Origin of the sequence: Enterobacter cloacae subsp. cloacae ATCC 13047 (assembly GCF_000025565.1) — a bacterium.
GTDB lineage: Bacteria > Pseudomonadota > Gammaproteobacteria > Enterobacterales > Enterobacteriaceae > Enterobacter > Enterobacter cloacae.
Map to the genome: position 1 here is coordinate 2,729,994 of NC_014121.1, position 13,497 is coordinate 2,743,490.

At 54.4% G+C, this 13,497-nt stretch carries 11 protein-coding genes; 3 read left to right on the top strand and 8 right to left on the bottom strand.

The features are described 5' to 3' along the window. Positions 1–55 precede the first annotated feature (55 nt). Entirely contained in the window at positions 56–1,816 is a 1,761-nt protein-coding gene (locus ECL_RS13210) for a Lon protease family protein (protein WP_013097259.1), read from the top strand. A gap of 68 nt (positions 1,817–1,884) precedes the next feature. Further along, complete coding sequence (fabA, locus tag ECL_RS13215) at positions 1,885–2,403, top strand: bifunctional 3-hydroxydecanoyl-ACP dehydratase/trans-2-decenoyl-ACP isomerase (protein ID WP_013097260.1); 519 nt, start codon at positions 1,885–1,887, stop codon at positions 2,401–2,403. A 72-nt stretch (positions 2,404–2,475) separates the two neighbouring features. Here the strand turns inward: fabA and rmf are convergent, their stop codons facing one another. From rmf to rlmKL, 6 genes are all read right to left on the bottom strand, one after another. Continuing rightward, entirely contained in the window at positions 2,476–2,643 is a 168-nt protein-coding gene (rmf, locus tag ECL_RS13220) for a ribosome modulation factor (protein ID WP_013097261.1), read from the bottom strand. Between the two features lie 255 nt (positions 2,644–2,898). Next, the gene (gene pqiC / locus ECL_RS13225) at positions 2,899–3,465 is read right to left on the bottom strand and encodes a membrane integrity-associated transporter subunit PqiC (RefSeq protein WP_013097262.1); all 567 of its coding nucleotides are present in this window, start codon (positions 3,463–3,465) and stop codon (positions 2,899–2,901) included. After that, positions 3,462–5,102: an intermembrane transport protein PqiB gene (gene pqiB / locus ECL_RS13230; protein ID WP_013097263.1), complete on the bottom strand. Its 1,641-nt coding sequence runs from the start codon at positions 5,100–5,102 to the stop codon at positions 3,462–3,464. The genes pqiC and pqiB overlap by 4 nt, the downstream gene beginning before the upstream one ends. 4 nt (positions 5,103–5,106) lie before the next feature. Then, positions 5,107–6,360 carry a membrane integrity-associated transporter subunit PqiA gene (gene pqiA / locus ECL_RS13235; protein WP_028027912.1) on the bottom strand — a complete coding sequence of 418 codons (1,254 nt, stop codon included), beginning with the start codon at positions 6,358–6,360 and terminating at the stop codon, positions 5,107–5,109. 13 nt (positions 6,361–6,373) lie between these two features. Then, a complete protein-coding gene (locus ECL_RS13240) occupies positions 6,374–8,281 on the bottom strand; it encodes an ABC transporter ATP-binding protein (protein ID WP_013097265.1) in 1,908 nt (635 codons plus the stop codon). Between the two features lie 12 nt (positions 8,282–8,293). Further along, a complete protein-coding gene (rlmKL, locus tag ECL_RS13245; protein ID WP_013097266.1) occupies positions 8,294–10,402 on the bottom strand; it encodes a bifunctional 23S rRNA (guanine(2069)-N(7))-methyltransferase RlmK/23S rRNA (guanine(2445)-N(2))-methyltransferase RlmL in 2,109 nt (702 codons plus the stop codon). 100 nt (positions 10,403–10,502) lie between these two features. On the opposite strand from rlmKL, the gene ECL_RS13250 reads away from it, so the two are divergent. Next, the gene (locus ECL_RS13250) at positions 10,503–11,612 is read left to right on the top strand and encodes a YcbX family protein (RefSeq protein ID WP_013097267.1); all 1,110 of its coding nucleotides are present in this window, start codon (positions 10,503–10,505) and stop codon (positions 11,610–11,612) included. On the opposite strand, the gene zapC is transcribed toward ECL_RS13250, so the two are convergent. Together zapC and pyrD are read right to left on the bottom strand one after the other, a co-directional pair. Further along, complete coding sequence (zapC, locus tag ECL_RS13255) at positions 11,609–12,151, bottom strand: cell division protein ZapC (protein WP_013097268.1); 543 nt, start codon at positions 12,149–12,151, stop codon at positions 11,609–11,611. The two genes, ECL_RS13250 and zapC, sit on opposite strands and share 4 nt — an antisense overlap. Before the next feature lie 165 nt (positions 12,152–12,316). Further along, positions 12,317–13,327 carry a quinone-dependent dihydroorotate dehydrogenase gene (gene pyrD / locus ECL_RS13260; protein ID WP_013097269.1) on the bottom strand — a complete coding sequence of 337 codons (1,011 nt, stop codon included), beginning with the start codon at positions 13,325–13,327 and terminating at the stop codon, positions 12,317–12,319. Positions 13,328–13,497: the final 170 nt, after the last annotated feature.

Sequence of the window (13,497 nt, forward strand, 5' to 3'; positions counted from 1 at the left end):
GCCCCCCGCTTACGGTATACTCCACGGTTTTACATCTGACTAAAAAACATCAACTTTGACCATTACGAAACTTGCATGGCGTGACCTTGTTCCGGATACCGAAAGTTATCAGGAATTGTTTGCACAGCCAGACCTCGCACAAGAACACGAATTCATACTTAGCGATACACAACCGCGTTTGCATTACGCACTGGAGCAGGTGTTAAGCCCGTGGGCGACATCTCCCTTCATGCTGCTCAAAGCCCCGGAAGAAGCCGAGTATTTAACGCTTCTGGGTGATGCCATGCGCCAGTTGCAGCCGGAAGCCAATGCTATTTACGGCGGCCAGTATCGTATTTCAGGACATGATGTCACTTTCGAACCCGCAGAACAGGCTGATGGCCGTTTTGCGGTAAAGGGCGAAGTGGTATCCGCTAACTGGGCCGAGGCCGAACAACTCTTTGGTTGCCTTCGCCAGTTCAACGGTGAGTTATCGCTGCAACCGGGCCTGGTGCATCGCGCCAATGGCGGCGTACTGATCATTTCCCTGCGTACCCTGCTCTCCCAGCCGCTGCTATGGATGCGCCTGAAAACAATTGTGAGCCAGCAACGATTTGACTGGGTGGGCTATGACGAGTCTCGGCCTCTGCCGGTCTCTGTCCCTTCCATGCCGCTGTCGTTGACCGTGGTGCTGACGGGTGACCGTGAATCGCTGGCTGATTTCCAGGAAATGGAGCCGGAGCTGGCTGCACAGGCGGTGTACAGCGAGTACGAAGACAATATTCAGATTGCTGATGCCGATGACATGGCGCAGTGGTGTCAGTGGGTGATGGCCGTTGCTGCCCGCTTTGCCCTGCCGACGCCTGCGGCTGACGCCTGGCCGGGACTTATCCGCGAAGCGGTTCGCTATACCGGTGACCAGGAGACGCTGCCGCTGTGTCCGCTCTGGATCAGCAAACAGCTGCGTGAAGTGGGTGCGATCAGTGGGAATGGCGCATTTACCGGTGAGCAACTTTCCCAGATGCTGGCCCAAAGAGAGTGGCGGGAAGGCTATCTGGCCGATCGTATGCAGGATGAAATTCTGCTGGAGCAAATTCTGGTCGAGACCGAAGGCGAGCGCATCGGACAGATCAATGCCCTGTCGGTGATTGAATTTCCCGGGCATCCGCGTGCGTTTGGCGAGCCTTCACGCATCAGCTGCGTCGTCCATATTGGCGATGGCGAGTTTACCGACATCGAACGGAAAGCCGAGCTGGGTGGAAACATCCACGCCAAAGGCATGATGATCATGCAGGCGTTCCTGATGTCAGAGCTGCAGCTTGAGCAACAAATCCCCTTCTCTGCCTCGCTGACGTTTGAGCAATCCTACAGCGAAGTGGATGGTGATAGCGCCTCTATGGCCGAGCTGTGTGCCTTAATCAGCGCCCTGGCGGAAGTCCCGATCAATCAGAACATCGCCATTACCGGTTCGGTCGATCAATTTGGTCGTGCCCAGCCAGTGGGGGGCCTGAATGAAAAGATTGAGGGCTTCTTCTCTATTTGTCAGCAACGCGGGTTAAACGGCAAACAGGGTGTGATTATTCCAGCCCCCAACGCACGCCATTTAAGCCTCAGCCAGGCACTGCTGGATGCGGTAGAGCAGGGACAATTCTCCCTCTGGGCCATCGAAGGCGTCGAGGATGCACTACCCTTACTGACAAACCTGGTATGGGACGGCGAGGGACAAACGACCCTGATGCAGACCATCCAGGAGCGCATTGCTCAGGCGACCCAGCAAGATGCTCGTCATCGTTATCCGTGGCCGTTACGCTGGTTAGGTTGGTTTAGTTCAAACTGATCGGACTTGTTCAGCGTACACGTGTTAGCTATCCTGCGTCCTTCACTAAAATAAGGCTTACTGAGAACATGGTAGATAAACGCGAATCCTATACAAAAGAAGATCTTCTTGCCTCTGGTCGCGGTGAACTGTTTGGCGCGAAAGGCCCACAGTTACCGGCCCCGAACATGCTGATGATGGACCGTGTCGTGAAAATGACCGAAACCGGCGGCAACTTCGATAAGGGTTACGTAGAAGCAGAACTCGATATCAATCCGGACCTGTGGTTCTTCGGTTGCCACTTTATTGGCGATCCGGTAATGCCTGGCTGCCTGGGCCTGGATGCGATGTGGCAGCTGGTTGGCTTCTACCTGGGCTGGCTGGGCGGCGAAGGTAAAGGCCGTGCGCTGGGTGTGGGTGAAGTGAAATTCACGGGTCAGGTTCTGCCATCTGCGAAGAAAGTGACCTATCGTATTCACTTCAAACGCATTGTTAACCGCCGCCTGATTATGGGCCTGGCGGATGGCGAAGTGCTGGTAGATGGCCGTCTGATCTATACCGCGAACGACCTGAAAGTGGGCCTGTTCCAGGATACATCTGCTTTCTAAACGCTGCTTTACGCGGCTTCAGAAAGGCGAAACCTCCGCATTGCGGAGGTTTCTGTTTTTAAAGAGACGTTATCAGGCTATGAGTGCCCTGTCGCCGATGGCTTCTCGCCAGCCTCCCAGCCATTGTGACCTTTGATTAATCGTCTGATAAGGACACATTTCTTTAGATCGTCCAGCGATGCCGGCCTGATAACCACGTTGATGAGCCCGTTCCAGGCGATCTCGTTTCTGTCTCTTCATGCCTCGTTTCCCTCATTCTTTTGTCTGGTGGAAAGAAAACAGTGACTGCACAATGCGTGCAGGCACAGATAACGAATACCCCGAATTAGTCGTAGCGTCAACGTTCAAAATTCATACGGATGTCATATTTGTGAGCTAGCCAGAAGATCATTTGTACAAAAATTGTGACCCGGGACAAGTAACGGTCTGACGTAAAACCGAAAAAAAACCGCAATCAGTGGCACACCGATTGCGGTTTTTGATGATGAATTTTACTTATGGCAGCCGGGAGATTTCTCTCGCGATGTTGGCCGATTCCTGTGCCCACCCCTGGGCAAGCACTTTCACCATTTCATCATAGCCATCTTTTTGCTGCTTGAGCTCCAGATGGAACGGACGCTTAATCAGCTGTCCCTGATGGTTAAGCAGCCATTCTCCGCTGATGACAACGGCACCGTCATAACGACCATGGAAGCCCGTTACCGTCACGTTCAGCGTGTCCTGGTCGCTTCCAAGAGGCTGGGAGGCGACAACCCAGCCCGGAAGCTGGCTGCTGAGATTCGCCACCAGCGTATTGCGCAACTGTTGATCCAGCGGGCTGGCCCACAGGTTATTATTCGCAATCACATACTGCACATCGCTGGTCTGGTAAACCACCCCGTTGCCGGCCAGATAATCTGGCACAGCCACTTGCTCAACCCACAGCAGACGGTTGCCCTGTGAGGCGGTGCTCTGCGTACCCACCTGCGCCATCAGCGGCAGCTGATAGTAGCTTTTCGTTTCACTCCCTGAGCTACAGGCCGTGAGCACCATCGCACCTACAATCGCTAGCCATTTTTTCATTGTTTCGCCCTCTTCGGCTCAGGATCCTTTTTATCTTTTGCTTCAAACACCAGCGCGTTGCTCTTCTCATTGAGCGTTTTCAGTACGGGCTGCAGTTCGCGCAAGACCTGATCAAGACGCTGCATATCAGCCACCATCTTGTTGTAGGCCGCTGAACCAGGCTGGAAGCCCTGCATGCTACGGTTCAGTTCACGCAGCGTTTTCTGCATATCCTGCGGCAATTGCTGCATGCTCTGGCTTGCCGTGAGCTTATTGATGTTATCCAGCGTGGTTTGCAGACGCTGCATCGTCTCCTGGCTCTGATGCAACGAGCCTGTCGCCGCTTCAATCATCGGATTCAGTGGCAGATTGTTGATCTTATCCAGTGTTTCCATCAGACGCTGCTGGATTTGAGCCAGACCGCTGCTCACCGTTGGAATGATCTTGTAGCCGCCAAATTCACGGATACCGGTAATCGGCGGAGCTTTTGGATAGAAATCCATATCCACATACAGCGCACCAGTCACCAGGTTGCCAGTCTTCAGCGAGCCGCGCAGGCCACGGTTCATTAAATCGGTAATATGCGCGCCGATATCCTGATTCTCGCCAATCTGGTTAACCAGACGCTCTGGCTCAATGCGGATCAGTACCGGAATACGATAGTCATCATCAAGTACTTGCTGAAGTCCCGGCACAAAGAACGGCACCTGTCCGACCGTACCCAGACGAATACCGCGGAACTCAACGGGCGCACCCGGCTGCAGGCCGCGGACGGAATCTTTAAAGAACATCAGGTAATCAATATGATCGGTATAGAGCGCGTCCTGAATGCTTCTTTGATCGTCAAAGAGCCTGAAGGCCGTTTTCTCGGCCACCGGCTGCCCCAGATCCAGCCCTTCCGGCACGTCAAAGCTGACGCCGCCGCCAAACAGGGTGGTCAGCGACCCCATTTCAACGCGCATACCTGCTGAGGTGAGATCGACCGCGATCCCGCTGTCTTTCCAGAAGCGTACGTTGCTGGTCACCAGACGATCGTTTGGCGCATTGATGAACAGCTGATAGCTGATGGTCCTTTTTTGCGGATCAAAGGTGCTGGTCTCGACCGAGCCAACACGATAGCCGCGGAACAACACCGGGTCGCCAGGTGAGAGCTGGCCCGCTTTTTTACTGTCGAGAATCACGCGGATCCCTTTTGCATCAGGCGGGGCTAGCGGTGGAGAGTCTAAAAGCTGATACTGGGCTGGCTGCGCCCCTTTTGCCCCCGGCTGTAGCTCAATATACGCGCCCGAGAGCAGCGTGCCTAAACCACTGATCCCTTCCCGACCGACCTGCGGTTTAACCACCCAAAAAACGGAGTCACCGTGAAGCAGCTTTTCCATCCCGGCATTTAACCGCGCTTTAATTTCTACATGCGTTAAATCATCCGTCAGGGTGGCGCTTTCAACCACCCCTACATCCACGCTGCGGCTTTTGATGGTCGTTTTACCGCCCTCAATCCCCTCGGCATTGGTGGTGATGAGCGTCACTTCCGGTCCCTGATGGCTGTAATGATAAAACAGGATCCATGCACCGATCAGCGCCGTCACGATGGGAAAAATCCACACCGGTGACCAGTTTTTGACCTTCTGCACTTTCGCCTCTCCACTCTTATTTTCCATGCTCTTACTCTTCCTCATGGCTTGATTCAGGCTCACGATCCCACGATAAACGAGGATCGAAGGTCATGGCCGCAAACATGGTCATAATCACGACCAGCGCAAACATTAAAGCCCCCATCGCAGGATAAATACTCATCAAACCGCCCATCCGCACCAGTGCAGAGAGAACGGCAATGACAAACACGTCAATCATTGACCAGCGTCCAACAAACTCGACAACTTCATAAATGAGGTGCATGCGTTCGCTGTCGCGTTTGCCGTGCCCTTTCGCATCCCAGCAGAGCCAGGCAATCGCGATCATTTTTAAGGTAGGCACCATAATACTGGCGATAAAAATCACCCCAGCCACCGGATAAGATCCCTCGCCCCACAGCAATATCACCCCGGCGAGGATCGTCGAGGGCATTTTGTCACCGAGCAAATCGGTGATCATAATCGGCAGAATATTCGCGGGAAGATACAGCATGACAGAGGTCACCAGCAGCGCCATGGTCCACTGCAGGCTATTTTTGCGTCGCACATGACCTTTGGTTTCACAGCGTGGGCAGACGTCCAGATCCGCGGGCAGCACGGCAGTACAGCAGGAGCAAGAGCGCAGTCCCTGGCGGATCCCCGGCACGCCAACCTTCACCGTCTGGGCAAGTGTGGGAGCCGGAGCGATATCATCCCATGCCCAACGTCGGTCAACGCACTGGAATGCGCGCAGCTGCAGCACGCAATAGAGACACCACGGGATAAAGCTGCTGCCAATCCCCACGTCACCGTAGGCCATCAGCTTTACGAAGCTGACCAGAATACCCGCCAGAAAAATCTCGGCCATCCCCCAGCTTTTAAGCTGAAACAGGACTCGCGCCAGTTTGATTTTCAGGGCTGCGGGCATTTTTACGCGGTTGACCAGCAAAAGGATGACAACCAGACAAAAAGCCGGAACGATCTGCACAAACAGAAGGAAGAAGGTGCCGAGGCTGGCGTAATCTTCCGAGAACATCACCCCCGGAATTTCAAGCAGATCAACCTGGCTTGTCATCCCTCCCACCTTCATATAGATGAAGGGGAAGAGATTAGAGAGCAACAACATGAACAACGCGGCCAGCGCATACGCCGTGGGACGCTGTCTTGGCGCGTCCCATTCGGTTGTCAACGTTGTGCCGCAACGCGGGCACAGGGCCTTATGTCCGTGACCAAGCTCTGGCAACGCCACGAGCATATCGCATTGCGAGCATAATATATGCCTGTCGGCATGGTGCTGGTCACACATATGTTATCCCTGTTTATGCGCCGTTTTTCAGAGACTCAAGGTACTCCCAGCGCTCAAATGCTTCTTCCAGAGCTTTTTCAGCTGCGGACAATTCGGCCAGGACTTTTTGAGTATAGTCGTGCGATTGGGTGAAGAAGGATGCATCGGCAACCTGCGCTTGCAGCGCCTCCAGCGCGGCCTCCAGCTCCTCAAGACGCTGAGGCAAACCCTCCAGTTCGCGCTGCAGGTTATAGCTTAGTTTAGCCGAGGTTTTCTTGACAGTTTCTGCTTTTGTTACAACAGGTTCAGTCGTTGTTTTAGACTTCGCCTGTTTTTGCGCCAGCGACTGTGCCTGCTGCCCTTTCGCGTCGTGGTAGCCACCCACATATTGACCAATCCGCCCTTCGCCTTCGAAGATCCAGCATTCGGTCACGGTGTTGTCAACGAACTGACGGTCGTGGCTCACCAGCATCACGGTGCCCTGATAACCATCGATCAGCTCTTCCAGCAGTTCGAGCGTTTCGACATCCAGGTCGTTGGTTGGTTCATCGAGAATCAACAGGTTGCTTGGTTTCAGGAATAACCGCGCCAGCAGAAGACGGTTTCGCTCACCGCCAGACAGCGCACGCACCGGGGTCATCGCCCGTTTAGGGTGGAACAGGAAGTCCTGGAGATAGCCCAGCACATGGCGCGGCTTACCGTTTACCATGACCTCCTGCTTACCTTCGGCAAGGTTATCCATCACCGTTCTGTCCGGATCCAGCTCTGCACGGTGCTGGTCAAAATAGGCCACTTCCAGTTTGGTGCCGCAGTGAATTCGGCCACTATTCGCCTGCAACTGGCCCAGCATCAGCTTCAGCAGCGTGGTTTTACCGCAGCCATTGGGGCCAATCAGGGCGATTTTATCCCCGCGCTGAACCTGGGCGGAGAAGTCTTTCACCAGCACTTTCCCGTCAACCTGGTAGTTAACGTTTTCCATCTCGAAGACGATCTTGCCGGAACGGGAGGCCTCTTCTACCTGCATTTTGGCGCTGCCCATCACTTCGCGACGTTCGCTGCGTTCACGACGCATCGCTTTCAGGGCACGAACGCGGCCTTCGTTGCGGGTACGGCGGGCTTTGATCCCCTGACGGATCCACACCTCTTCCTGCGCCAGTTTGCGGTCGAATTCGGCGTTTTGCAGCTCTTCCACGCGCAAGTTTTCTTCTTTTTCCAGCAGATAAGTATCGTAATCGCCGGGATAGGTAACCAGCTTGCCACGGTCGAGATCGACAATGCGCGTCGCCATATTGCGAATGAAGGAACGGTCGTGGGAGATGAAGATAATGGTACCGCTGAAAGTTTTCAGGAACCCTTCAAGCCAGTCGATCGCTTCAATGTCCAGGTGGTTGGTTGGTTCATCCAGCAGCAGCACCTTCGGCCCGCTGACCAGCGCGCGGCCCAGTGCCGCCTTACGCAACCAGCCGCCAGATAGCGCAGACAGCTGCATATCCGGCTCCAGGCCCAGCTGAGCCAGCACCTCGTTAATACGGTTCTCCAGCTGCCACAGGCCGTGATGATCGAGCATCTCCTGGACTTTCGCCAGTTCGTTAAGATTTTTGTCGCTCGGGTCGGTCATCACCAGATGAGAAATCTCGTGATAGCGCTTCAGGTATTCAGCCTGCTCCGAAATCCCTTCCGCCACGAAATCGTACACGCTGCCGGTGACATGACGCGGCGGATCCTGCTGCAGACGGGAGACAATCAGATCCTGCTCGTAAACAATACGCCCGTCATCCAGACCCTGCTCGCGGTTGAGGATTTTCATCAGCGTGGATTTACCCGCGCCGTTACGGCCCACCAGACAGACGCGTTCGTTGTCTTCGATGTGCAGTTCAGCATTGTCGAGAAGCGGTGAGTCGCTGAAGGAGAGCCACGCACCGTGCATACTAATTAAAGACATTTATTTTTCCTTTCAGGCCGCGGTGATAAGCCAGCAGTTATGGATCTGACGATTACGGGCAAAGTCCTGAGACAGCGTTTTTTGGCTGATTTCTTGTGCTTTCAGTCCCAGAGCGGCCAGGCCGTCGTGATCCATGCGGAAACCGCGTTTGTTATTCGAGAACATAATCGTGCCGCCTTTACGCAGGAGGCGCTTCAGGTCGGTCATCAGGCGCAGGTGATCGCGTTGTACATCAAAGCTATCCTCCATACGCTTGGAGTTGGAGAACGTTGGCGGATCGATGAAGATCAGATCGAACTGTTCATCGGTGTCACGCAGCCAGCCCAGGACATCAGCCTGCATCAGACGATGCTGGCGTCCGGTCAGGCCATTGAGACGCAGGTTGCGCTCCGCCCACTCCAGATAGGTGCGCGACATATCCACCGTAGTGGTGCTGCGCGCGCCGCCCAGGCCCGCATGCACGCTGGCGCTACCGGTATAGGAAAACAGGTTAAGGAAGTCCTTACCTTTGCTCATCTGGCCCAGCATACGACGGGCAATGCGGTGGTCGAGGAACAGCCCGGTATCGAGGTAATCCGTCAGGTTAACCCACAGGCGAGCGTTGTATTCGCCCACTTCAATAAAGTCGCCCTTCTCACCCATCTTCTGATACTGGTTTTTCCCTTTCTGACGCTCGCGGGTTTTCAGCACCAGTTTGTTTGGCGCAATGCCAAGCACGGCAATCGTCGCTGCGATCACGTCCAGCATGCGCTGGCGCGCTTTTTGCGCATCAATGGTTTTTGGTGGAGCATATTCCTGAATCACCACCCAGTCTGCATAGCGGTCAACCGCCACGTTGTACTCCGGCAGATCGGCGTCATACAGGCGATAGCATTCAATGCCTTCCTGTTTGGCCCATTTTTCAAATTTCTTCAGGTTCTTGCGCAGACGGTTAGCGTAATCTTCCGCCACGCCCGACGGTTTGCTGTCCGCCGCTTTCTCCGCCAGATGGTAGTTTTTCTGCACACAGTCCAGCGGGCCGTTCTTCGCCTTAAACTGGCGATCGGCACGCAGCTGCAGACAGCTCAGCAGTTCTGGTGAAGCGCTAAACAGGGAGAGATTCCAGCCGCCAAAGTAGTCTTTCATATTGCGGCCCAGCAGGCTGTGCAGGGCAATCAACGCCGGTTCGCTATCCAGACGCTCGCCGTATGGCGGGTTGCTAATAACAGTACCATACGGGCCTTTCGGCAGCGGGTTGGTCAGGTTCGCGACATCTTTCACTTCAAAGGTCACCAGCTCACCGATACCCGCGCGACGGGCATTGCTGCGCGCGCGTTCAATGACGCGCGGGTCACTGTCAGATCCATAGAAATGGGAGGTGTACTCCGCCAGGCCTTTACGCGCACGGGCCTGCGCTTCGGCTTTGACCTCTTTCCAGATTGTTTCATCGTGCTGCGCCCAGCCGCTAAAGCCCCAGTGGCCGCGATGCAGGCCGGGAGCGCGGTCGGTGGCCAGCATCGCGGCTTCAATCAGCAGCGTACCGGAACCACACATTGGGTCGAGCAGCGGCGTGCCCGGCAGCCAGCCGGAGCGCATCACGATAGCGGCAGCCAGCGTTTCTTTGATGGGTGCCATACCGGTGCGATCGCGGTAGCCACGCAGATGCAGACCGGCCCCGCTCAGATCCAGAGAGATGCTGGCGGTATCGCCATTGAGCCAGACGTTAATGCGCAGATCCGGGTTTTCACGATCGACGTTTGGTCGTTCTTTGTTTTTACGGGTAAAGCAGTCCACGATGGCATCTTTCACACGCAGCGCGCCGTACTGGCTGTTGCGGATCTCATCGTTTACACCGTTAAAATGCACCGCGAAGGTCGCGTCTGGCGTGAAGATCTCTGTCCAGTCGATCATCTGTACGCCGGTATAGAGATCAAGATCGCTGTAGACCTTGCACTCTTTCATCGGCAGCATGATGCGCGACGCCAGGCGGCTCCACATCAGGCTCTGGTAAATAAGCCGTGTGTCGCCCTCAAAATGGACACCACCCTGAACCACCTGGCACTCTTGCGCGCCCAGGGCTTCCAGTTCAGTTTTTAACAGCTCTTCCAGCCCACGGGCCGTACTGGCAAACAGAGAATTCATATCGTCACTTTTACTCTAAGAAAATTGTCGCGCATTATAGCTAATATGACGTGTATGTCATAAAGTTGAAGGCTTATTTTCATTCGAGGGACTGTGCACAGTGGCGACGTTATCCAGGCTTTTTATTCATCCGGTGAAATCCATGCGCGGTATCGGCGTTTCTCACGCCCTGGCTGACATCAGTGGATTTGCCTTCGATCGTATTTTTATGGTCACCGAGCCTGACGGTACGTTCATTACCGCACGCCAGTTCCCGCAGATGGTGCGCTTTACGCCTTCACCGCTGCATGACGGCCTGCACCTCACCGCCCCGGATGGCTCAAGCGTATTGATTCGCTTTGCTGATTTTGCGCCTGTCGATGCGCCAACGGAAGTGTGGGGCAATCATTTTACCGCTCGCATCGCTCCGGACGAGATTAACCGCTGGCTGAGCGGCTTCTTCTCCCGCGAGGTACAGCTGCGCTGGGTGGGTCCGGCGCTGACGCGACGCGTCAAGCGCCACGACGCGGTTCCCCTCTCGTTCGCCGATGGTTTCCCGTTCCTGTTAACCAGCGAAGCCTCGCTGCGTGACCTGCAGCGTCGCTGTAAGGCCAGCGTGCAGATGGAGCAATTTCGCCCGAATCTGGTGGTGACCGGTACGGAAGCCTGGGAGGAAGATACCTGGAAAGTGATCCGCATCGGCAGCGTCATTTTTGATGTCGTGAAGCCGTGCAGCCGCTGCATTTTCACCACCGTAAGTCCGGAGAAAGGCCTGAAGCATCCTTCCGGCGAACCGCTGAAAACCCTGCAATCATTCCGTACCGCGCAGGATAATGGCGACGTGGATTTCGGCCAGAATCTTATTCCGCGCTCAAGCGGAGTGATCCGCGTGGGTGACGAGGTGGAAATTCTCACCCGTGGGCCTGCGCGCGTGTACGGTGCGGGTCAGGAAGAAGAAATGGTAGACGTTGAGACGCAAGCCAGTTCGGCAGTGGATATTCACTGGCAGGGCAGCGTTATACGGGGTAACAATCAGCAGGTGATACTTGAGCAGCTGGAGCAAGCCGGGATCCGTATCCCGTATTCCTGTCGGGCGGGTATCTGTGGTTGCTGTCGAATCAAGCTGGTCGGGGGCGACGTCAGTGCGCTGAAGAAATCCGCAATCGGTGATGACGGGACGATCCTGTGCTGTAGCTGTATTCCAAAAACGTCGATACAGCTGGAAGCTTAAACCGCCTGTTCCAGGCTGAATGAATCCACGCGCAGCTGCGGTTTCAGCCTGTCATTCATGACCTTAATGGCATCCCCGAGCTGCATCGTCCGCCCGGCAATGGTCACGCCGGGCTGGGCCAGCAGACAAAGCGCGGCATTTTCGCCAGGTTCCACCACCAGTAAACTCACCTCTTCTGCGGTATCGCTCAGATTGACGCTGGCCGCATCGCCCGTGGCTGGCGTCCAGTTCATATCATGCGGCAGAAAATGCCAGCTTTTCGGCATTTGCGGTTTCAGGAAACGAATCGCCACCAGCGCGTTTAATATCAGTTCGGCACGCTGTTCTTTTGAGAGCAGCAGGTCACGGCATTTCTCTTCAAAGGAGAAATAAAGCGCAGCATCGTCTACACAAAAGCCAGACGGGGAGAAAGCGTCCGGGGTTAACATTCGACGCGCAAAACGAGAACGGAACAACATGCCATTGGCTAAATCGAGCATCATTCGGTCATGCTCTTCACAAAAATACCAGCGCCAGTTATCGTCAGGTTTAATTCGCATGTGTCTCTCCCGTACCCAAACGTCCTGTACTAAAAATGTCCCATTCGCCGCTTCGTTTATAACACCATTAATAAAAGACTATAATGTTTAAATAAGCAACAGTGACGGAATATAAAACAACCAGGGCTGGAAATAAAGCCCTGGTTGTCTGATTAAGAGAAAAGATTAGATATGAGTAACGATTTCTTTTATGAGCGGCGGGCCTTTAAAAATAAAGCCGGAATAGATTTGCACCAGTGAGGCGCCCGCAGCCATCTTCTCGCGCGCAGCAATCACCGAATCGATACCACCGACACCGATTATTGGCAGGCGACCTTTTAATTCGGCGGAGAGCGCCCGAATAATTTCCGTACTTTTTAATTGTACCGGACGTCCACTTAACCCACCCGCTTCGTCACAGTTTTTCATTCCCTGGACGAGGGATCGATCGAGCGTCGTATTGGTCGCAATCACACCATCAATATTATGGCGAACTAAGCTGTCGGCAACCTGGATCAATTCTTCAGCAGAAAGATCCGGTGCGATCTTAACCGCCACCGGAACATATTTATGATGGATCGCCTGCAGCTCATTTTGTTTATTTTTAATGGCGCTGAGAAGATCGTCCAGCGCTTCACCATATTGCAGAGAACGTAGCCCCGGGGTATTCGGCGATGAAATATTCACGGCGATATAACCGGCATAGGCGTAGACTTTTTCCATACAAATCAGGTAGTCATCTTTACCCTGCTCAACCGGCGTGTCTTTATTTTTGCCAATATTGATGCCTAATACACCATCAAAATGGGCTTTTTTAACGTTTTCTACGAGATGATCCACGCCGAGGTTATTAAAGCCCATGCGGTTGATCAGCCCCTCGGCTTCGACCAGACGGAACAAACGCGGCTTATCATTACCCGGCTGTGGACGCGGCGTTACGGTACCGATTTCGATGGAACCAAAGCCCATCGCGCCCAGGGCATCAATGCACTCGCCATTTTTATCCAGACCTGCCGCCAGACCCAGCGGGTTTTTAAAGGTCAGACCCATGCACTGCACAGGTTTTTCCGGCACGTTCTGACGCACCAGCGCGGCCAGCGGCGTTCCCGTAATACGGCGTAATTGCTGGAATGTAAATTCATGAGCGCGCTCAGGGTCGAGCTGGAAAAGGGCTTTACGAACGAAGGGGTAGTACATGAACTCTCCTGGATTCCCGGTGTGCAAACCGGGAGGGGATTATGTGCGATCCTGCCCGGAAAGGGAATTGACCTGCGGCAAAAAAATCAGCGTAAAACGCAAACGTTTACTTCCCCGTACACTTCTTATGCGCTTTTTCGCATTTTAATTGCGGATAAATCATTTAGTGG